Origin of the sequence: Frateuria edaphi, from assembly GCF_021117405.1 — a bacterium.
GTDB classification, from domain to species: Bacteria; Pseudomonadota; Gammaproteobacteria; order Xanthomonadales; family Rhodanobacteraceae; genus Frateuria_A; species Frateuria_A edaphi.
On record NZ_CP088251.1, the window covers coordinates 970,057 to 990,308 of the forward strand.

The following is a 20,252-nucleotide window of genomic DNA, read 5'->3' on the forward strand; positions in this document are numbered from 1 at the left end:
GGACTCGAGCGACGACCGAGCATGAAAGTCGTTTTTCGTACAGACGCGTCCCTGTCCATCGGCAGTGGACACCTCATGCGGTGCCTGGCGCTGGCGGCTGCGCTACGCGAACGTGGGGCGACCTGCGCCTTCCTCTGCCGCGAGCACCCGGGCCACCGCAACGATCTGGTGACTTCGCAAGGCTTTGCCCTTCATCCACTTCCGCCGCCGGCGTCGGAAGGCGCGGATGCGGCGTCGCCACCGCACGCGGCATGGCTGGGCTGCCCGTGGCGGGAGGATGCGGCGCAATCCAAGGCGATCGTAGCGAAGCTGCAACCGGACTGGCTGATCGTTGATCACTACGCGCTCGATGCCGCATGGGAACGGACCCTGAGGCCATGCGTGGGCCGCATCATGGCGATCGACGATCTGGCCGATCGGCCCCATGACGCCGATCTGCTGCTCGATCAGGGCCTGGGCCGGCTCGAGAGTGACTATGTCCAATGGGTCCCGATCGCGTGCCGGGTGCTAGTTGGTCCCAAGTACGCGTTGTTGCGTCCGGAGTTCGGGCGGTTGCGGCCACAGAGCCTCGCCCGACGGCACTCGCCGATGCTCGAACACCTGCTGATCGCCATGGGCGGTGTCGACGCCGGGAACGCCACGGCGGCCGTCCTCGACGCGCTGCCTGCCGCCCACCTGCCGGCCGATTGCCGCATTACCATCGCGCTGGGTCGCCAGGCGCCGTGGCGTGAAGCGTTGCGGGAAAGGGTCGCCTCATGCGCCTGGCCCTGTGAGTTGCGCTTCGACGTCCAGGACATGGCGATGCTGTTGAGCGAGTGCGACCTTGCCATCGGCGCGGCCGGCACGGCGGCGTGGGAAAGATGCTGCCTCGGCGTGCCGTCGATTCTGGTCGTGCTGGCGGAAAACCAACGGGTCATTGCTGAGGCATTGACGGCCGCTGGCGGGGCGCAGTCGATAGGAACCGCGGAAGACATTCCGGCCCACTTGCCCGATGCGGTGGCGACCGCGGTTCACGGCGGGGTCCTGGCGAATATGTCCCGACTAGCGGCAGGTCTGTGTGATGGCAATGGCGTTGCGCGTGTCCTCGCGAACCTGTGCGACCCACCGCGCATGACGCCGTCGGACGGCCGCATGAGGTCAGTGAACCCGGAAGACATGGAGCAGCTTCTTCGCTGGCGCAACCATCCGGATACGCGCCGTCAGATGTTTACCCGTCACGAGATAAGCGCGTCCGAGCACGAGGCTTGGCTGAAACGAAGTCTCGCGGATCCAGCGCGGCACCTGTTCATCGTGGAAGCGGAAGGGCATCCGCTGGGATTCGTCCAGTTCAAGGAGGCAGGCGCTGGTGGCGTCGCCGATTGGGGCTTCTACGCGGTGCCCGATGCACCCAAAGGAAGCGGTCGCCGCCTTGGGTTCGTGGCGCTAGGACATGCCTTTGACGTGCTCGGGCTGCACAAGGTCTGCGGGCAGGCGCTGGAGTCGAACGACCGCTCGATCGCCATGCACCGCGCCCTGGGCTTCGTCGAGGAGGGGCGCCTGCGGGATCAGTATTTCGACGGCGAACGCTACCGGACGGTGCTGTGTTTCGGGCAGTTGGCGAGTGAATGGCGGTTGGCGCATCGGGGGAACACATGAAACAGCAACCGGCAATCATGATCGATGGGCGCCGGATCGCCCCGGATGAGTCGCCGTATGTCATTGCGGAGCTCTCGGCCAACCACGGAGGCAGCCTGGACAAGGCTCTGCGGCTGGTCGATGCGGCAAAAACGGCTGGGGCGGATGCGGTCAAGCTGCAGACCTATCGCCCCGACACGATCACGCTCGACAGCGATGCCGAGCCGTTCCGCATCCATGGCGGTTTATGGGACGGACGCACGCTCTACGAGTTATACGAAGAGGCGCACACGCCTTGGGAGTGGCACAAGCCGTTGTTCGACCATGCGCGCGAGTTGGGCATAACCATGTTCAGTTCACCCTTCGACCGCAGCGCGGTGGATCTGCTGGAAGACCTGAACGCGCCGGCCTACAAGATCGCTTCCTTTGAAGCGGTGGACCTACCGCTGATCCGATATGTGGCGGGGACCGGCAAGCCGATGATTCTGTCCACAGGCATGGCCGATGCCGATGAAATCCAGGAGGCCATCGATGCGGCGCGTGACAGTGGCTGCCGGCAGCTTGCGGTGTTGCATTGCGTGAGCGGCTACCCCGCTCCGGCCGCCGATTACAAGCTCCGCACGATCCCGGACATGATCGATCGTTTCGGCCTGGTGACTGGCCTGTCCGATCATACGCTCGACAACGCTACCGCGATTGCCAGTGTCGCGCTCGGCGCCGCGCTCGTGGAAAAGCACTTCACTCTCGATAGGGAGGGCGGCGGGCCGGACGACAGTTTTTCCTTAGAGCCTGCCCAGTTCGAAGCACTGTGCAGGGGAGTTCGCACGGCGTGGCAAGCGCTGGGCGAGATCGACTATGGCCGCAAGTCGAGTGAGAGCGGAAACGTGCAGTTCCGTCGCTCGCTGTATTTCGTCAAGGCCTTGAAGGCGGGTGACGTGATCGGGAGCGACGCCATTCGCAGCGTCCGCCCTGGCCACGGATTGCCGCCGAAGCATCTGGACCGGGTCATTGGCAGGAAACTCGCCAGGTCAGTGTGTGCCAACACGCCCGTTTCCTGGGAAGACCTCGCTCCATGAGCGGGCAGGCTGTCGGATCTCTGGCATGACAGGCAAGGCATCCGTACTCGTCGGATTTACCCCGTTCCATCTGCTACCGATGAGGGAGGTCCTACCGCGCATCGAGGGTGATACGTATGTCTTCCATCCGGACTTGCGTGGCACCCGCACCTGGTTTCGCGAAGGGACGGTGCGTTTCCTTGGGCGATGCGATGAGCCGTCCCGCCAACGCCTCGCGAAATATTTCCTTGCCGGGCGCGACATCGACCGATTGGCCAAAAAGCACGGCAAGGTCGACGTCTACGTGCCGCATCCGTACAACCCGCTCTCCAACCACGCGTTCTTCCACCCGCGAGCGGGCGACCGGTACGTCTATCAGGATGGCTTGCTGAATTATTACGACGCGATGAGTCCGTTGGGCTCCTGGCGCACGCGGTTCGAACGAAAGGCGAAGGCGATGTTCGCGGGCCTGCGGTACCGGACTTACACCGGCCACCTCAGCGGCATCGAGAGCCAGACGATTTCCGGAGGGTTCTTCAGCCATCCCGACCGGATCGTGATGGCAGATCGATTCCCGGTGCTGACGCGCATCGGGTTTCAGCAGGCCCGCCCGTCCTCCGGGAAGGCGGATGGCACTCTGTTTCTGGACCAGCCGATCGAAGAGGTCGTGGGTGCGGAACTGGCGGCCGATCTGCGGAGGAAGACGGTGGCGTACGTCAACGCCCTGGGTGGCAGCGTTTACTACAAGCCGCACTATGCGCAGAAGCTGGAGAGGTCGTTGCATCCGGCCTGGCGTGTGGTCGATGCCGATCTCGCAGCCGAGCCCGCCGAAACCGTAGTACCGCGCCTGGGCGTGTCCAACGTAGTAAGCTTTTTTACATCTGCGTTGGCAAACATCGCGGTCAGTTGCGACGGCGTGATTTGCCATGCGACGGCTGCGCACCTGGTACCGATACGGGTCGATGGTCGACCGAGCACGCTCGCGGAACTGTTGTCGGCATTTGGCGTGAAGGCGGTCGAACTGCCTTAGGGCGTCGCGCGGGCATCAACCCGTGGCGCTCCCGATCGTACCAGCGACCATATGAGCAGCGCGCTGGCGGCCTGCGTGACCAGGATCGTTGCAACCGCACCGTCGAGCCCAAATCGCGGTACGAAGAAGCTAGCCGTGGCTACCAGCAACACCATGCCTGCCAGTTGCGCCAGCACCCTCAGGTAGCGTCGATGGCTAGTTACCAGTACGTTGCAGCCAAGCGTGTAGAGGCCATAGATGAGCGGCAGTGGCGCGAGCCAACGTGTCGCAAGTGCGGCACCCGAAAATTGCACGCCAAGCAACAGCGGCAGTATGTCACCCAGCACCCAGGCGGCCAGTGCCGCGGCCAGTCCGTACACACAGGTCGCGACGAGCATCCGACGGACCAATCCGCCGTGTTGCCCGCGATCGTCCGAGTAAGCGCGAAACAGCCGAGGCAGAACCGCCATGCCCAAGGACGTCGCGGGGACCGCGAGTACGGAAACCAGCCGATAGGCCGAGCTGTAGATGCCGGCAATCTCGCTATTGCCGAGCTTCAAGACCAGGGTCTTGTCCAGCGATGTCATTCCGGTTTCGACCAGGCGCATCAGCGAGAAGCCCATCCCTTCCCGCACGTCTCGTTTGCCGAGGGAGAACGCCGTTGCCTTCGGCGACAGTAGCCGGTAGACCAGCGTGGTCGCGCACGCCGCGGCCAGCATCGAACCGACCGCATGGAAGGGCAGGTATGAAGCCAGTACCCGCTGAGGGGCAAAAGCCTGGAATGCCCCAACGGCCAGAATGTTCCCGGCCGGAATGAAAGTGTAAAGGGCGCCCGCCCAGCCCATGCGCTCGTGGGCTTGGAAAGCGTAACTGGCGATTATGGTCAACGGAAAGCAAACGAGTTCCGGCAGGCCTATGGCCGCGTACGCGAGCATGCCGATCCCGGCATCGAGGACCAGGGGACCGATGGTCAGGTAGATGGCCATCAGGAATGCACCGCTGACGCACGCCAGGACCAACGCACGTTTCCAACATGCACCAAATACCGTGTGGTCACGCGAAGTGTCTTGCAGCATCAGCACGCCAAAGCCGAGGCCGGTGAGGGCGCCCAGCGTAGTGGCGAGCCCCGCGAGGCCCGCAAACTCGCCATACCCCTTTGGGCCGATGGCGCGCGCGATCATGACTACCCAGCAGGCTTGCGCAGCGACCCGTGCCGCCATCCAACCGGTTGTCAGGACCGTGTTGCGTGCGAGCCGACCGGTAGGGATGCGCTCGAGCAGGGATGCGAAAGTCCGCATGCGGCTATATCACGAAGGTGTGGAGGTCGACCATCTGGCGTCACCCGCTGTGCAACAGGGAACGCAGCTCGGCCAGGCTGCGGTCGAGGCGCCCTCCGACATTCAGCGATTGTAATTGCTTGATTGCCTGGCCCGCGTCGGAATAGCGGTCCATCGCAATCAGCATGCGCGTCACTGTTATCAGGTAGGCAGGTTCGTCGGGCGCAGCTTTTGCCGCTTGTTCGGTCATGCGAAGGCCGAGCGGTTTGTCACTCAGCACGTTCCAGGCGTAGTCGCCGTAGATGGCCAGCAAACGGGCATGGGGCCCCGGGTGTGCCATGGCAGAATGAAATGCTTCGACCATGCGCTGCGTAGGCAGGTTGCAATAGCGCTCGCGTGCACACTGGGTCAGCGCGCCCAGCGAACTCTCATCCTGCACCCCTGGCTGACGCGCTTTCAACTTGGCGATGAGGCTGTCCCACCAGATCTCCTTGCTAGGAAGGCCCATGCGCGCATTCATGAAGATGAGCGCCTGCTCCGGGAGTATCGGACTCTTGGGGAGACGCATCGCGCGCTCCAATGGCGCATACGCGAGCTGCGTGAAAGGTGAGCCCGGGTCGTAGTGAGAGTAGATGATGTACGTACGTCCCAGCTCGTACTGGGCGCGTGGCGAAGCCGGCGCGCGGCCGGCCAGTTCGGTGGCCAAACGAAGCGGATCGCCCCAGGCATGGGCCGTCAGCGCGGTTTGCGCTGTCCAGAAAATGATCAGTCCGCCGAGCGCCACATAACGGGGCAGGGCAAGCGGGAGGGCGTACCGGCTGGCTTCGTCGGCGGCTGGTATGTCGTTCCGCCGGCGGGGCGCGGCAAGCAGGGGAACGATCGCCAGGAGCAGCCCCAGGCTGGCAAAGTAATTGCGATGCTCGTAGATGAGTTCGAGTGGCAGGACGGTCCCGGTAAGGAGATGGCAGCCCAGGAACCACAGGATGCCCAGAGCGACCAACGGACGCCTGCGCCGCGTCCACAGGGCGGCCCCAAGTAGCGACGCCAACGAAAGCAGCGCGGTTAACGTCGTCCACGGCTGAAGCAAGCCGGAGGACGGTGCGAAGTCGTCGTGGTAGAAGGACAGCGCCTCGGGCGTGGGCAGAAGCGTCCATCCGATGTAGTCGGCGACGATGCGCGCCTCGCTCCACAGGCGCGTGGCCAGCGTGAAATCCCGGGTCGACCAGTTTGCGGCATCGAACACGCCCGGCAGCAGCCAGGCAAGCCCCGCGGCAAGAGGCAGGACGAGGACCACCAGGAACATGCTGGCGATGGTCCGGTCCAGACGCCCGCTCCTGTCGCGGAAACCGAATACCAGCCATTCGGCAAGGGCCGCATAAAGCGGCAGCATCACGGCGGTCTCCTTTGCCAGCAGCCCCAGCACCGTGCCCACGACCAGACTGGCGGCGGCGACGATGTAGAAGTGCCAGCCGCCCGCATCGCCGGGTGTCTCCCGCAGCCTGCTGCGCGCGTGAACGTAGCCGACCAGGCCTAGCAGGACGAAAAGATTCGCCATGCTCTCCATGCGCTGTACCACGTAGAGCACGCCGGTAAGGTTGATCGGCAGCAACAGCCACGCACCGGCGATCAGCGCGGCCAGCCAACCTGCCGGCCGCTTACCATGGAAGCGAAGCAGCAAGGCGTTGACGAGTGCGAACGCAGCCAGCCCGTTGAGGAGATGGATCACCAGATTGGTGAGCTTCATCCAGTAGGGATCGAGTCCGCCGACGAGATAGTTCGCGGCGAAACTGAGCGACGCCAGCGGTCGCTTGAACTCGCTCGACGGTGAAGACAGCGCGGCGCGCACCAGGGAAGCCAGACTGGCGTCATGTGGTTGGACGCCAGGGTTGTCCACGATGTTCGGGTAGTCGTCGAATAGCCAGCCGCCACGGAGTCCCTCGGCATAGACGACGACGGTCAGCGCCATGGCGAACAACAGCAACCACCTGGGATGACCGGCCAGGAAAACCAGCGTCGACCGGCGGGAAAAAACCAGCTTCATCGTTTGATGTTCCTCGGGACGGGACCTCGCCAGTCTAGTGCGCCTCCCACCCGGGCATGTCCCGGGCGGCGGGCTACCGGGCGGATGCCTGCTTTTCGCGGAGCGCGGCAATCATCTCCCGGTTGATCGCACGATCATCGACAAGCAGCCGTCGCAACCGCGGCAGGCGGCGGTAGTCGGTGTGCTCAAGCTTGTCGATCGCCTGGTCGTACAAGCCCGCGCTGGCCAGGTACTTCGCCTGGAGCCTGGGCACCTCCGAATCCGGGTCCGCGGCATAGGTGCGATCCAGCTCCTCCACGGCGAGGTTGAGGTCCCCCTGGTGAACGCCGAGTTGACTGATCTGGTAGTGGATCATCCCTTGGGCAGTCCCTCCCTTGTAGGCGGGATTGGCCAGCAACGTCTCGGCCAGGACTTTCCACCAAGCCGTATCCAGTGGTGGGCAGCGTCGGCCTTGGCCCAGCAGGCGCAAGGTATCCATGTTCTCGAAAGCACTCCGGTTCCAGGCCGCCGCCCGCAATGTGCCACGCAGCCGCTCGAGGTCATCGGTCGTGACCTTCCCCGCAGCGCAACGCAGGTACAGTCGGTTCTCTGCGAGCCCGGCATCACCGGGGCGCTTGTCGAGTGCACGGTCGATGACGCGCACGGCCGCACCGACTTGGCCACTGTCGTAGAGCGCCTTGGCCAACATGGTTTGCGCGCGGACCGAGCCCGGGTGGCCATTGCCCCATGCGAACGCGAGCCGTTGTTCGCTGGCCCACACCTGGGAGCTCAACGACGTGGCGATCGTGCTGGCACCGAGCCATAGGGCGGTGGCCGTGTAGGCGAGCGTCCGCCATCCGCTGGGCTGGAGCAGGCTCAGGCCGATCGCCAGAGCGATGAAGGGGCCCATCACGGGCACGTAGTTCCGGTGCTCGAAGTAGAGCTCCAGCATCACCACGCTGCTTTCCAGAATCTGTCCGCCGAGGAACCAGAGCACCGCCAGCGCGAGCAACGGGTGGCGCTTGCGCCAATGTAGCGCGACGCCCAGTGCCAGCAGGAGGGCGGCCACGGCAAAAGCGGTGGACAGCGGATGGAAGAGGCTCGTCGACTTGGGGAAGTCGTCGTTGTACAGGCCGTACAGGCCGAAGCGTGGAACGAAGGCCTTGGCCAGATAATCGAGGAGGACGCGGGGCTCGGTGAGCACCCGCTGGTAGAGGGTAAAGTCCCGGAAGGAGCCGGCGTGTGCGAAATCGGGAATGCCCACGAGCAAGTAAGCGAACACGAACACGACGGCCGGATAGATGAGGCCTCGCCGCAACCATGCCAATCCTCGCGGAAGCTGCTGGATCCTTTGCCGCAACACGGTGGCGTCCAGGCAAAGGGCATAGAGCGGTAGCAGGATGCCGTTTTCCTTGCTGAGAAAGGCCAGGGCGCTGCAGAGTCCCAGCCCGATCGTCATCCACAACGCCCGGCGCAGGTTGCTCGCATGTTCCTCCCGGACGGCCTTCAGGTAGGCGAGCAGGCCGGCTAGTACGAACAGCGCCATCAGCAACGTCATGCGCTGGACCACGAGCAGGACGGCAGACAGCTGGATCGGACAGATCAGCCACGCCGCGGCCGCCAGCGCTGCCGGCCCGATGGCCGACGGGCGCGGAGCCCTGCCGCTGTCCACTAGGAAGAGGTCTGCAAGCCGTCGGGTCAGGCAAAACACCAGGACGCCGTTGGCCAGGTGGATGCACAGGTTGACCAGCTTGAAGGCGAAGGGGTCGTCGGGCCAGGACGGCTTCTGTATGAGGAAGCTGAGCATGGCCAAGGGGCGACCCGGAAACGATCGGGGTTGCGACAGGTAGATGCCTAGGTCGCGCCAGCTGTGGACGTGATCGATGCTGTCGAGCGCGGCGAGGTTGGGGAAGTCGTCGAAGAGGAACGGCCCGTGCAGCCCGGCCCAGTACATCGTGGCGCACGCTGCCAGAACGAGCAGCAGCAGGAGGTATGTTCTGGTCGATGCTTGCATTGGCTATCCGATCGGGGTTGCGATTAAGCTGGAACGCAAAAAAAAAGCCCCTCGTGGGAGGGGCTTTTCTGCGCTGGGAGCTAGCGCTTACTTCGACTGGCAGGCAGCCGGGAGGTACTTGTCGTCGATGTTGGCGCTGCAAGCCCAAGAGAAGTTGCCACCGTCCTCAGAGCCCTTGAACGTCGCAACGCCTTTGGCGATACCCTTAGAAACGGAGCCAGCGTCCTTGAACGTCACCGTGATATCGCAGGTAGCCGACTTGGTGGCGGTGCCAGTGGCGACGTCGGCTTCCTTCACATACTTGCCGGCATAGCTCGCCGTGCTCTTGGGGAACCCGGCGCTGTTGCCGTCGATCGTCGGGCAGGTCCCCTTCTGGGTCCAGTACTCGGCCACAGCCGTCTTGATGCCGTCAGCAACGGTCTGCGACTCCGAGAACTGCGACTTGGCGACGTAGTTCTGGTAGGCCGGGATCGCGATGGCGGCCAGGATGGCGATGATCGCGACGACGATCATCAGTTCGATCAGGGTGAAGCCTTTCTGCAGATTCTTTTTCATGGTGGTTCCTCTTAACTGGTTAGCTAACCGTTTGATGCCCCCTGAGCCCCGGTCCCGGATCCCCCTAGGCGGAATCGGACCCCACGTACGCGGTCAGGAACGACCAGGAAGCTCGCGGTGAACGAAGCAGATTGCGTGCCACGCGCACTGCCCCTTTATTGCCGCATAGCTGTAGGCCGGGCGATTGTGCACGCGGTCACGAATGTCTACAAGCTGTGAGGTCATGGTTGCGCCCGCTTGCGGAAGCGTGATCCGTGCAACATCGGAGAGGGGTGTCTAAAAGCGGCATCTACTGCCGAAGTTTGTCAGTGCTCTGCTTTGGACGTCCCTTGGGCCATGCCCGGGCATGCCGTTCTCGGCCTTTCCAAACGCGGCCGTATGGTCACGGAAAGCCTTGGGAAGTTGCCTTGCGTCCCCGCGCCGCTCCCCCTACCGTGATCCGCTGACCAACCGAAAGGGAATGCCTCATGAAGCCGCTGTTCGCCGCGCTTGCGCTGGGCCTGCTCGCCACTCCGGCGCTGGCCGTGGACCTGGAAACCCACACCCCGCACCCGTTCAACGTGCGCGACCTGGTGATGATGGACCGCGTCAGCGACCCGCAGCTGTCGCCCGACGGCCGATACGCCGCCTTCGGTGTGCGCAGCACCGATTACGCCGCCAACAAAGGCGTCAACGCGATCTACGTGCTGGACCTGAAAAAGGGCGGCGAGCCGGTCAAGGTGGCGGACAAGGGCAGTTCGGCGCGTTGGGCGGCCGACGGGCGCAGCCTCTATTACATGGCCTCGGCCAACGGCGTCTCGCAGTTGTGGCGGCTGGACTTCGGTGCGGGCGACAAGCTCGACTTCGCCGGGCACGAGGCCGCGGTGCAGGTCAGCCACGGGTCGCTGGACCTGGGCGGCTACAAGCTTTCGCCGGACGGCAAGAGCGTGCTGCTTTCCTACGAGGTCTACACCGACTGCGCGGACCTGGCGTGCACCAAGGAGCGCATCGACGGCCGCGAGAAGAACAAGGCCACCGGCACCGTCTACGACAAGCTGTTCGTGCGCCACTGGGACACCTGGGCCAACGGTCGCCGCAACCAGTTGTTCATCGCCCGCTTCGACGCCCAGGGCATGCTGCCGGCCGAGCCGACGCTGCTCAGCCGCGGCATCGACGGCGACATCCCGAGCAAGCCCTTCGGCGATGAAAGCGAGTTCGCCTTTTCGCCGGACGGTCGCACGGTGTATTTCGACGTGCGCATCGCCGGGACCAGCGAGCCCTGGTCGACCAACTTCGATCTCTATCGCGTGCCAGCGGACGGTTCGGCCGGGCCGCAGAACCTGACCGAGGCGAACAAGGCATGGGACGCCAATCCGGTGCCCGCGCCGGATGGCAAGACGCTGTACTACCTGGCGATGAAGGAGCCCGGTTTCGAGGCTGACCGCTTCGCGATCATGGCGATGGACCTGCAGAGCGGTACAACGCACGAAGTCGATCCGCAGTGGGATCGCTCGGCCGGCGCGCTCACGGTCGCCGACGATGGCAAGACGCTCTATGCCAGTGCCGACGACGAGGGCCAGCATCCGCTGTTCGCCATCGATGCGGCCAGCGGCAAGGTCACCAAGCTGGTGGGCGAAGGCTCGGTGGGCGGCTATTCGCTGGAAAACGGCAAGCTGCTGCTGGCGCGCGACGACCTCAAGCGTCCGGTCGACCTGTACCTGGCCGACGCCAACGGCCGCGGCCTCAAGCAGGTCACGCACTACAACGCCGAGCGGCTGAAGAATGCCAGGACGGGCGACTTCGAATTCTTCACCTTCAAGGGCTGGAACAACGAAACCGTGCAGGGCTACGTCGTCAAGCCGGTGGGCTACAAGCGCGGGCAGAAGTACCCGGTCGCCTTCATCATCCACGGTGGCCCGCAGGGCGCGATGACCAACGACTGGAGCTATCGCTGGAACCCGCAGACCTACGCGGGGCAGGGCTTTGCGGTGGTGACCGTGAACTTCCACGGCTCGACCGGCTACGGCCAGGCGTTCACCGATTCGATCTCGGGCGACTGGGGCGGCAAGCCGCTGGAAGATCTCAAGGCCGGCTGGAAGGCCGCGCTGGACAAGTACAGCTTCCTTGACGGCGACAACGCCTGCGCGCTGGGCGCCAGCTACGGCGGCTACATGGTGTACTGGATGGCCGGCGTGTGGAACCAGCCGTGGAAGTGCCTGGTCGACCACGACGGCGTGTTCGACGCGCGCATGATGTATTACGCCACCGAGGAGCTGTGGTTCGAGGAGAAGGAGAACGGCGGCACGCAGTTCGACCATCCGCAGAACTACGAGCGCTTCAACCCGATCAACCACGTCAAGGACTGGCGCGTGCCGATGCTGGTGGTCCACAGCGGCAACGATTTCCGCATTCCGATCACCCAGGGGCTGGGCGCCTTCACCGCGCTGCAGCGCCAGGGCATCCCGAGCGAGTTCCTGACCTTTCCGGACGAGAATCACTGGGTGCTCAAGCCGCAGAACAGCGTGATGTGGCACGAGACGGTGAATGCGTGGCTGAAGCGTTGGACGTCGGGGGATGGCGGCGATAACGCCAGCCACTGAGTCCTGGAAGCGGCGGCCGAAGGGCCGCCGCTTTTTCGTGGGAGCGCACCCTGTGCGCGACCGAGCGTCGACCTCCGTGACTGTAGCGGGTCGCGCGCAGGGCGCGCTCTCACTGGGGGCCTAAAGCCACTTCACCCGCTTCAGCCAGGTGTAGATTCCGCCCACCACGCCGACCACCACCACGATCACCAGCGGGTACGCCCATGGCTTGTCCAGTTCGGGCATGTGGGTGAAGTTCATGCCGTACCAGCTTGTGATCAGGGTAGGCGCGGCAAGCAGGGCGGCGTAGCCGGCCAGGCGCTTCATGACTTCGTTCTGGCCGAAGGTGACCAGCGATAGGTTCACGTTGATCGCGGCGGCCAGCATCTCGCGCATCGCACTGATCGACTCGTTGACGCGGGTCACGTGGTCGTAGACGTCGCGGAAATAAGGGCGCAGATCGTCCGGGATCAGCTGCGGGTGCATGCGCACCAGCTGGTTGGTGATGTCCTGCAGCGGCGCGACGGCCAGCCGCAGGGTGGTCAGGTCGCGCTGCATGTCGTACAGGCGGCGCACCGTGCTGCGCTTGAACGCCTCGGCGAAGATATCCGCTTCGAGCCGGTGCAGCTCTTCGCGGAAGTCGCGCACGATCGGGAGCATGTTGTCCACGATGAAGTCGAGCACGCCGTACAGGCCATAACTCGGCCCGTTCTGCATCAGCTCGCGCGCCTGCTCGCAGCTGCGGCGGGCCGGCGCGTAGGACAGCGAGGCGCCGTGGCGGACGGTCACCAGGTAGCGCTCGCCGAAGAAGATCTGCGTCTCGCCGAACGACAGGTGGCCATCGACGACCTGCGCCGTCTGCACCACCAGGAACAGGGAATCCCCATAGGCTTCCAGCTTGGTGCGCTGGTGCGCCTTGTGGGCGTCCTCGACCGCGAGATCGTGCAGGTCGAATTCTTCCTGCAGCTTGAGCAGCAGGGGCGCGTCCGGTTCGTGCAGGCCGACCCAGACGAACGTGCCGGGCTCCTGCAGCACGTCGCTGATCGCGTCGAGCGTGACGTCGCCGATGCGGGTGCCATCGCCACGGTAGGCGATGCAGTTGACGACCATGCCGTTCTGGGCCGGAGGCGACGCTGGTGTGGGCGAGCTGGGCGAGGTCATCTCGGCATCATGCGCGGCGGTAGATCGCGAGGCAATCGATCGCGCTGTTTGGGAGGAGCGCACTTGTGCGCGACCGACATGCAGCAACGTGCGGGTGGCGATCGCGCACCGGTGCGCTCCTACAAGTGACGCTTCGCGCGCAGGGCCCACGCCAAGGCCAGCCACAACGGCATCGCGAACAGCAGCCAGGGCTGGTTCTGCTGGACGGTGCCGGGGAGGAGGTGCAACAACACGGCGGCCAACAGGGCGAACAACTGCAGCAGGAGCACGGCATCGGCCAGGCGCGAGGCGGGCAGGCCGCGCCTCGCGCGCCACGCGGATGGCAGCAGGGCCAGCGCGAGCGGGTTGAACAGCAGCAGGTTCGCGTTGGCCCATGCGGCGTGGTGGGTGGTCAGCAGCCACAGGACGAGCAGCCCGATGCCGGCCAGCCCCGCGAAGAGCAGGTAGAGCGTGGCGAGCAGGGTGAAGCCGGTCGGCCAGAAGCGGCGGGCGAGCAGCAGGATGGCGGCCACGGCCAGGCCCGCCAAGGCCAGCGGCAGACGCAGGTCGGGGGCAGTGGCTGGCGGGGTGTCCAGACGGTTGGGCGACACCAGTTCGCCGGCGATCACCAGCGGATGCGCGCCTTGCGGCCCGGCAACCGTCGCCGCGGCCAACTGGTTCGAAAGGACGGCGGGCAGGAAGCTTTCCTGCCAGGCGTTGAGCGGCTGGTCGGCGTACGGTCCCAGCCCGAGGTCGAGCAGCAGCATCAGCCAGGGCTGGGCGCTCATCAGGCGGGCCGTCTGCTGGCGGTAGGTCATGCCGCCGGGACGGGTGCTGAGCTGCGCCTTCAGCACGCCGCCGAGCGCGCGATCCAGCGCATCGCGCACACGGGTGGTGCAGTTGTCGACGTAGTAGTCGTAGTCGTAGCGCGCGTTTTCCGGGCGCAGGTTCCACAGCAGGAAATCGCGCAGTGCGGAAGCCTGCTCCGGTGTGAAATCCAGGCGTTGGCGGGTGACCGAACGGCCTGCCTGGACGTACCAGCCCTCGTCCTGCGTGGTCGGCGCGGCGTCCATCAGGTAGTGCATGCGGCCGCGCGCGAAGTTGAGCAGGAAGCCGCTTTCGTCGAAGTCGAACACGCCGTAGTTGAAGTTGTACGCCTCGCCGCTGACCGTGTCGCGCAGTTCGATGGCGTCGTGGCCGAAGCGTTCCCAGTAGGTGTCGCCGGGGCCGTAGGTGACCAGCGACACCTCGAGGTTCGCGCCCGGAGCGTTGGCGACACCGGCGTGGGCGGGCTGCAGGGGTAAGGCGAACAGGAGCAGGAGCAGCCAGAGCCACGAGTGCCGGACGAACGAGCGTGTCTGCAGGAGTGCGCCTTCGAGCGACCGCTGACCAGCACGGTCGCGCGTGGATGCGCTCCTGCAGGGGCGGACTGCGCTGTGGTTTGCCGCCAAGTGGCGGTCGCGCCCGAGGGCGCTCCGCAGAAATCGGGCGCCGCGGATCGTGGCAGGAGACGCCTCAGGCATCGGGCGGCTGCCGGTTCACGCGGAACTGCTGCACGCGCCGGTCGTCGGCCTCGGTGACGATGAAGAGGTAGCCGCCGAACACCACTTCCTCGCCCACTTCGGGCAGATGGCCGAACTCGGCGGTCGCCATGCCGCCGACGGTGTCGAATTCCTCGTCCGAGAAGCTCGCGCCGGTATCCTCGTTGAAGTCGGCGATCGGGGTGAGCGCGCTGACCATCCAGCCGCCGCCGGGCAGCTCGTGCATCAGGCTGGGCTCGTCCTCGTCGTCGTGCTCGTCGTCGATCTCGCCGACGATCTGCTCGAGCACGTCTTCGATGGTGATGAGGCCGGCGACACCGCCGTATTCGTCCACCACCAGCGCCATGTGGTTGCGCGAGCGGCGGAATTCGGCCAGCAGCACGTTCAGGCGCATCGATTCGGGAATCAGCACCGCGGGGCGCAACAGCAGCCCGAGGTCGAAGCCTTCGCCGTCGCCGGAATACTTGAGCAGGTCCTTCGCCAGCAGGATGCCGATGATCTCGTCCTTGTCCTCGCCGTGCACCGGGAAGCGCGAATGGCCCGATTCGACCACCTTGGCCAGGATGTCGTGCAGCGAGGCTTCGGCCGCGATCATCACGATCTGCGCGCGGGGGACCATGACGTCGTCCACGCTCAGCTCGGTGACCTTGAGCGCACCCTCGACCATGGTGAGGGTGTCGTTGGAGAGCAGGCCGTTGGCCTGGGCGGCGCGCAGCTCCTCGATCAGTTCATCGCGGTTGCGCGGTTCGCCGGAAAACAGGTGGCCCAGGCGGTCCCACCAGGAGCGGTGGGGGGCCGGGCCGTTGGTACTGCCAGGGTCGTCGTTCATCAACTCGGGTGGGAGCGCCCCGTGGAAGGGCGGAAAGCCGGAGTCTAGCGGAAAAAACGTGGGGATTCAGGGCACAAGCGGGCGGGTGGCAATCCCCTTGTGTGTGCGCCGACGCCAAGCGTGAGCTGGCCCGGGAGCCCGGGGCCGGTCTTGCAGGAGCACCCTTGGGCGCGACCGCGCGGCTTGCTCATGCCGCGGCGGCCGGTGGGACGACGGTCGCGCCAAGGGCGCCCCGATCGGGGGCCAGGCAGGAGGGGCTACTGCGGTGCGTAGGGATCGGCAATTCCCAGGCCCGCCAGGATGCGCGTTTCCAGCGCCTCCATCGCCTCGGCCTGGGCGTTCTCGATGTGGTCGTAGCCGAGCAGGTGCAGCGTGCCGTGGACGGTCAGGTGGGCCCAGTGGTCGCGCGGCTTCTTGCCTTGTTCATTCGCCTCGCGGGCGACCACCGGCGCGCAGATGGCCAGGTCGCCGATCAGCGGCAGGTCCACGCCGGGCGGCAGTTCTGCGGGGAAGGAGAGCACATTGGTGGCGTAGTCCTTGCCGCGGTAGTCGCGATTGAGCGCCTGGCCCTCGTCGGTATCGACAATGCGGATGGCGACCTCCGCCGGCTTGCGCCGCCTGGCGCCGCGAAGTGCCGCCGCCACCCACTGGCGGAAACTGGCCGGCGAGGGCAGGCCCGCGCGTGGAACCGCATAGCCGACCGAGATCTGGTGAACGGCCGGGGTATCGGTTTTTGCGCGCGTGACCATGGCACTCACGCCGCGCCGCCCTTTTTCCCCGCGGCCTGCTCTTCGCTGGCTGCCTCGAACGCCTCGTAGGCCCGCACGATCTTGGCTACCAGCGGATGGCGAACCACGTCGCGCGAGGTGAAAAAGGTGAAGCTGATGCCGTCGACGCCGCGCAGCACTTCGATCGCGTGGCGCAGGCCCGAGCGGACGTGGCGCGGCAGGTCGATCTGGCTGACGTCCCCGGTGATCACCGCGACCGAGCCGAAGCCGATGCGGGTGAGGAACATCTTCATCTGCTCGACCGTGGTGTTCTGTGCTTCGTCGAGAATCACGTACGAATCGTTGAGCGTGCGGCCGCGCATGTAGGCGAGCGGCGCGATCTCGATGACGTTTCGCTCCATCAGCTTGGCGACCTTCTCGAAGCCGAGCATCTCGTACAGCGCGTCGTAGAGCGGACGCAGGTACGGATCGACTTTCTGGCTGAGGTCGCCCGGGAGGAAGCCCAGCTTCTCGCCGGCTTCCACCGCCGGACGCACCAGCAGCAGGCGTTGCGCGCGGTTGGCCTCCAGCGCCTCGACCGCGCTGGCCACCGCCAGGTAGGTCTTGCCGGTGCCGGCCGGTCCCACGCCGAAGTTAATGTCATGGGTGGCGATCGCGTGCAGGTAGCGCGCCTGGCTCGGGCCGCGGCCCTTGATCACGCCGCGCTTGACCTTGATTGCCACCTCCTGCGCAGCCTCGGCGGCTTCCTCGACCATCGCGTCGATGCCTGACTCGGCCAGCTGCAGGTTGATCTGCGCGCCGGTGAGCGTCTCCTTCTCGGTGGCGGCGTAGAGCGCGCGAAGCACCTTCTCGGCGGCGCGGGCGGGGGCCTCTTCGCCGATCACCTTGAACAGGTTCCCGCGATGGTCGATCTCCACGCCCAGTCGCAGCTCGATCTGGCGCAGGTGCTCGTCGAACGGCCCGCACAGGTTGGCCAGCCGGGCGTTGTCTTCCGGGTCGAGGGCGAAGTCGCGTTCGTTCAGGCCGTTAGTCATGAGAAAGGATCTGGGAGTGAGCCTCCTCCCTCGGGGAGAAGGTGCCGACAGGCGGATGAAGGGTTCGTCCGGAGCGCTTCGCCTGGAGCTAGCAGCAAGGTGCCGATCCTCTCCCCCGAAGGAGAGGAGCTTTGCATCAGGCGACGACGGCTTCCTCGGCCAGGTGCACGCGCCCGCGCAGCGAGTTGGTCATGGCTTCGGTGATCCGGACGTCGACGAACTGGCCGATCAAGCGGGCATTCCCGGGGAAGTTCACGAAGCGCATGTTCTCGGTGCGGCCGGTGAGCTCGTTCGGGTCCTTGCGGCTGGGCTTTTCCACCAGCACGCGCTGCACGGTGCCGACCATGGCTTCGTTGATCAGGCGCGCGTGATCGTTGATCTTCGCCTGCAGCCGCGACAGGCGTGCGTGCTTGACCTCCGAGGGCGTGTCGTCCGCCAGGTTCGCCGCCGGCGTGCCGGGGCGGGCGGAAAAGATGAAGGAGAAGCTCTGGTCGAAGCCGACGTCCTCGATCAGCTTCATGGTCTTCTCGAAATCCTCGTCGGTCTCGCCGGGGAAACCGACGATGAAGTCGGAGCTGATGCAGATGTCCGGCCGCACCGCGCGCAGCTTGCGGATCTTCTGCTTGAACTCGAGCGTGGTGTAGCCGCGCTTCATGGCCGCGAGGATGCGGTCGGAGCCGGCCTGCACCGGCAGATGCAGGAAATTCGCCAGCTTGGGCACGCTCGCGTAGGCCTCGATCAGCGAATCGGAGAATTCCAGCGGATGCGAGGTCGTGAAGCGGATGCGGCCGATGGACTCGATCTGCGCGATGGCGTGGATCAGCACGGCCAGGTCGGCGATGCCGCCGTCGTGCATCGGGCCCTGGTAGGCATTGACGTTCTGGCCGAGCAGGGTGACTTCACGCACGCCCTGTCCGGCCAGCTGTGCCACTTCCACCAGCACGTCGTCGAACGGGCGGCTGATCTCGGTGCCGCGGGTGTAGGGCACCACGCAGTAGCTGCAGTATTTGGAGCAGCCTTCCATGATCGAGACGAAGGCGGTCGGGCCTTCGGCGCGCGGCTCGGGCAGGCGGTCGAACTTCTCGATCTCGGGGAAGGAGATGTCCACCTGCGCCTTGCCGGTCTCGCGCTTGGCCTCGATCAGCTCCGGCAAGCGATGCAGCGTCTGCGGGCCGAACACCAAGTCCACGAACGGCGCGCGCTTGATGATCGCCTCGCCTTCCTGCGAGGCCACGCAGCCGCCGACGCCGATCAGTACCTGCTTGCCGCCCTGCTTGTGTTCCTTCCAGCGGCCCAGCTGGCTGAACACCTTCTCCTGCGCCTTCTCGCGGATGGAGCAGGTGTTGATCAGGATCACGTCCGCCTCGGACTCGTCCTGGGTCAGCTCCAGGCCATGCGAAGCCTTGAGCACGTCGGCCATCTTGGCCGAGTCGTACTCGTTCATCTGGCAGCCGTGGGTCTTGATGAAAAGCTTGCCGCTCATGGGCGTGGATACCGTTGCTGGTGCGGCGCGACGTCCGCCGAACCGCGCAGTTTACGCGCGTGGTTCTGCGACTGCCAGTTTGTGGGCTGCATCAAGCACTTGCGGATGGCGCGTCGCCGGTCGAGCACCCGTCCGCTCCTCGTAGGCCGCCTGCTCGCAGGCGATGCCCTTGGGCTCGCTCATCGCCCACAAGTGGGGTGCCTGCAGGTTCTTCGCACTGCGGCGTTCTCAGGCTCGCCACCTCCCGACAGGAAAGGGGCTTCAAAGCTTGCCGTTCCGCACGGAACCGCGCGGTAGTGCTGGCTTCCATCCGGTCGTGGGGGCACACTCCGCGCATGTTTGCCGCCGCACGCCAAGGGGAGAGCGCCGGCGCGGCTTGTGCTGCTTTCCCGGGTCGATCGATCCTGTACAGGGTCGCGCTGGCCTGTGCGCTGCTGGCAGGTTTGCTATGGCTGCCGAGGGCGCATGCCGGGGCGCTCTACCAGTGCACCGGATCGGGCGGGGAAACGGTCTACAGCAGTACTACCACCGGCTACAGCGGGTGTCACAAGGTAGCGTCCTTTGCCGACTCGTCCCGCCCGACGACCCCGGCGCGGGCCAGAAAGCCGGCCGCCTCGCTGGCGGGCGTGCACGGCTGGGTGCAGACCACGGCGCGGCTGGTGTCGTTCGCGGATATCGAGGGTTCGGTGGACACCACCGCGCGCGCCGTCGACGCCGGCAGATGGAACTACCGCGAGGATCCGGCCGATGCCGCGGTCGCGGCAGCACCTGGCAACCGGGTGCTGCGCGGCGCGGTCTATCGCGTCGAGAAGGCGGATGGCTCGGTCGAGTACACCAATCTCGCGCCAGGCGGCGGCAAGGGTCGTGCGGTCACCACGCTGTTCACCTATATCGCCACCTGCGCGGCCTGCAACCTGCACTCGACCATCGACTGGAACCGGGTCCGGCTGAATCTCACCGCCTATGCCGATGCGGTACGTGCAGCCAGCGCGGCATCGGGCGTGGACGAGGCTTTCCTGCGCGCGGTGATCCACGCCGAGAGCGCATTCAACCCCAATGCGCTTTCACTGAAAGGAGCGCAGGGCCTGATGCAGCTGATGCCCGGTACCGCCAGCGACATGGGCGTGCTCGATGCTTTCGATGCGGCCCAGAACATCCGCGGTGGCGCGCGCTACCTGGCGCAACTGCTGAAGACCTTCGATGGCGACGAGCGGCTGGCGGCGGCGGCCTACAACGCCGGGCCAGGCGCCGTGCTGCGCTACAACGGCGTGCCACCGTTCGCCGAAACGCAGGTCTACGTCAAGCGCGTCGGCGAGCTGCGCCGGCGCTATGGCGCGGCCGTGCATGGGGCGATGACCGCGATGCGAAGCAGCGGCGCACCCTGACACCAGGCTT

The 20,252-nt window shown here is 65.6% G+C and carries 15 protein-coding genes; 5 read left to right on the forward strand and 10 right to left on the reverse strand.

The genetic code is table 11. The features are described 5' to 3' along the window. Window positions 1-21 precede the first annotated feature (21 nt). From pseG to LQ772_RS04495, 3 genes are read left to right on the forward strand one after another with little or no spacing between them, the layout of a single operon-like run. Window positions 22-1,635 (forward strand): UDP-2,4-diacetamido-2,4,6-trideoxy-beta-L-altropyranose hydrolase, encoded by a 1,614-nt coding sequence (gene pseG / locus LQ772_RS04485; protein WP_231324342.1) that lies wholly within the window; start codon window positions 22-24, stop codon window positions 1,633-1,635. After that, entirely contained in the window at window positions 1,632-2,690 is a 1,059-nt protein-coding gene (gene pseI / locus LQ772_RS04490; RefSeq protein WP_231324343.1) for a pseudaminic acid synthase, read from the forward strand. Before pseG ends, pseI begins: the two co-directional genes overlap by 4 nt. Window positions 2,691-2,715: 25 nt before the next feature. Then, complete coding sequence (locus LQ772_RS04495; protein ID WP_231324345.1) at window positions 2,716-3,699, forward strand: hypothetical protein; 984 nt, start codon at window positions 2,716-2,718, stop codon at window positions 3,697-3,699. On the opposite strand, the gene LQ772_RS04500 is transcribed toward LQ772_RS04495, so the two are convergent. From LQ772_RS04500 to LQ772_RS04515, 4 genes are all read right to left on the reverse strand, one after another. Next, the gene (locus LQ772_RS04500; protein ID WP_338029237.1) at window positions 3,696-4,976 is read right to left on the reverse strand and encodes a lipopolysaccharide biosynthesis protein; all 1,281 of its coding nucleotides are present in this window, start codon (window positions 4,974-4,976) and stop codon (window positions 3,696-3,698) included. The two genes, LQ772_RS04495 and LQ772_RS04500, sit on opposite strands and share 4 nt — an antisense overlap. A gap of 40 nt (window positions 4,977-5,016) precedes the next feature. Beyond that, on the reverse strand, window positions 5,017-6,921 hold the full coding sequence (locus tag LQ772_RS04505) for a hypothetical protein (RefSeq protein ID WP_231325897.1): 1,905 nt from the start codon (window positions 6,919-6,921) through the stop codon (window positions 5,017-5,019). A 148-nt stretch (window positions 6,922-7,069) separates the two neighbouring features. Further along, the gene (locus LQ772_RS04510) at window positions 7,070-8,989 is read right to left on the reverse strand and encodes a tetratricopeptide repeat protein (protein WP_231324420.1); all 1,920 of its coding nucleotides are present in this window, start codon (window positions 8,987-8,989) and stop codon (window positions 7,070-7,072) included. Between the two features lie 87 nt (window positions 8,990-9,076). Beyond that, window positions 9,077-9,544: a pilin gene (locus LQ772_RS04515; RefSeq protein ID WP_231324422.1), complete on the reverse strand. Its 468-nt coding sequence runs from the start codon at window positions 9,542-9,544 to the stop codon at window positions 9,077-9,079. Between the two features lie 467 nt (window positions 9,545-10,011). Between LQ772_RS04515 and LQ772_RS04520 the strand changes: the two genes are divergently transcribed. Next, window positions 10,012-12,123 (forward strand): S9 family peptidase, encoded by a 2,112-nt coding sequence (locus tag LQ772_RS04520; protein ID WP_231324424.1) that lies wholly within the window; start codon window positions 10,012-10,014, stop codon window positions 12,121-12,123. Window positions 12,124-12,243: 120 nt separating this feature from the next. Here the strand turns inward: LQ772_RS04520 and LQ772_RS04525 are convergent, their stop codons facing one another. The 6 genes from LQ772_RS04525 to miaB all read right to left on the reverse strand — a co-directional run bounded on the left by LQ772_RS04525 (window position 12,244) and on the right by miaB (window position 18,857). Beyond that, complete coding sequence (locus LQ772_RS04525; protein WP_231324425.1) at window positions 12,244-13,263, reverse strand: magnesium and cobalt transport protein CorA; 1,020 nt, start codon at window positions 13,261-13,263, stop codon at window positions 12,244-12,246. 119 nt (window positions 13,264-13,382) lie between these two features. Further along, window positions 13,383-14,606: a lipoprotein N-acyltransferase Lnb domain-containing protein gene (locus tag LQ772_RS04530; RefSeq protein WP_425600835.1), complete on the reverse strand. Its 1,224-nt coding sequence runs from the start codon at window positions 14,604-14,606 to the stop codon at window positions 13,383-13,385. 151 nt (window positions 14,607-14,757) lie between these two features. After that, window positions 14,758-15,612, reverse strand: coding sequence for a CorC family transporter (locus LQ772_RS04535; protein ID WP_231324427.1), 855 nt, complete (start codon window positions 15,610-15,612; stop codon window positions 14,758-14,760). 257 nt (window positions 15,613-15,869) lie between these two features. Further along, window positions 15,870-16,361: an rRNA maturation RNase YbeY gene (gene ybeY / locus LQ772_RS04540; protein ID WP_231325900.1), complete on the reverse strand. Its 492-nt coding sequence runs from the start codon at window positions 16,359-16,361 to the stop codon at window positions 15,870-15,872. Between the two features lie 5 nt (window positions 16,362-16,366). Beyond that, window positions 16,367-17,374, reverse strand: coding sequence for a PhoH family protein (locus LQ772_RS04545; protein ID WP_231324428.1), 1,008 nt, complete (start codon window positions 17,372-17,374; stop codon window positions 16,367-16,369). Between the two features lie 136 nt (window positions 17,375-17,510). Beyond that, the gene (gene miaB / locus LQ772_RS04550; protein WP_231324430.1) at window positions 17,511-18,857 is read right to left on the reverse strand and encodes a tRNA (N6-isopentenyl adenosine(37)-C2)-methylthiotransferase MiaB; all 1,347 of its coding nucleotides are present in this window, start codon (window positions 18,855-18,857) and stop codon (window positions 17,511-17,513) included. 335 nt (window positions 18,858-19,192) lie between these two features. On the opposite strand from miaB, the gene LQ772_RS04555 reads away from it, so the two are divergent. Beyond that, a complete protein-coding gene (locus tag LQ772_RS04555; RefSeq protein WP_231324432.1) occupies window positions 19,193-20,242 on the forward strand; it encodes a lytic transglycosylase domain-containing protein in 1,050 nt (349 codons plus the stop codon). Window positions 20,243-20,252 lie beyond the last annotated feature (10 nt).

What these genes read in the sequence shown, in the direction of transcription:
- LQ772_RS04520 (WP_231324424.1), top strand. Translation starts at nt 10,012, where the DNA reads ATGAAGCCGCTGTTCGCCGCGCTTGCGCTGGGCCTGCTCGCCACTCCG.
- LQ772_RS04525 (WP_231324425.1), bottom strand. Translation starts at nt 13,263, where the DNA reads ATGACCTCGCCCAGCTCGCCCACACCAGCGTCGCCTCCGGCCCAGAAC.
- LQ772_RS04545 (WP_231324428.1), bottom strand. Translation starts at nt 17,374, where the DNA reads ATGACTAACGGCCTGAACGAACGCGACTTCGCCCTCGACCCGGAAGAC.
- LQ772_RS04505 (WP_231325897.1), bottom strand. Translation starts at nt 6,921, where the DNA reads ATGGCGCTGACCGTCGTCGTCTATGCCGAGGGACTCCGTGGCGGCTGG.
- miaB (WP_231324430.1), bottom strand. Translation starts at nt 18,857, where the DNA reads ATGAGCGGCAAGCTTTTCATCAAGACCCACGGCTGCCAGATGAACGAG.
- LQ772_RS04515 (WP_231324422.1), bottom strand. Translation starts at nt 9,544, where the DNA reads ATGAAAAAGAATCTGCAGAAAGGCTTCACCCTGATCGAACTGATGATC.
- pseG (WP_231324342.1), top strand. Translation starts at nt 22, where the DNA reads ATGAAAGTCGTTTTTCGTACAGACGCGTCCCTGTCCATCGGCAGTGGA.
- LQ772_RS04495 (WP_231324345.1), top strand. Translation starts at nt 2,716, where the DNA reads ATGACAGGCAAGGCATCCGTACTCGTCGGATTTACCCCGTTCCATCTG.
- pseI (WP_231324343.1), top strand. Translation starts at nt 1,632, where the DNA reads ATGAAACAGCAACCGGCAATCATGATCGATGGGCGCCGGATCGCCCCG.
- LQ772_RS04555 (WP_231324432.1), top strand. Translation starts at nt 19,193, where the DNA reads ATGTTTGCCGCCGCACGCCAAGGGGAGAGCGCCGGCGCGGCTTGTGCT.
- LQ772_RS04500 (WP_338029237.1), bottom strand. Translation starts at nt 4,976, where the DNA reads ATGCGGACTTTCGCATCCCTGCTCGAGCGCATCCCTACCGGTCGGCTC.
- ybeY (WP_231325900.1), bottom strand. Translation starts at nt 16,361, where the DNA reads ATGGTCACGCGCGCAAAAACCGATACCCCGGCCGTTCACCAGATCTCG.
- LQ772_RS04510 (WP_231324420.1), bottom strand. Translation starts at nt 8,989, where the DNA reads ATGCAAGCATCGACCAGAACATACCTCCTGCTGCTGCTCGTTCTGGCA.
- LQ772_RS04535 (WP_231324427.1), bottom strand. Translation starts at nt 15,612, where the DNA reads ATGAACGACGACCCTGGCAGTACCAACGGCCCGGCCCCCCACCGCTCC.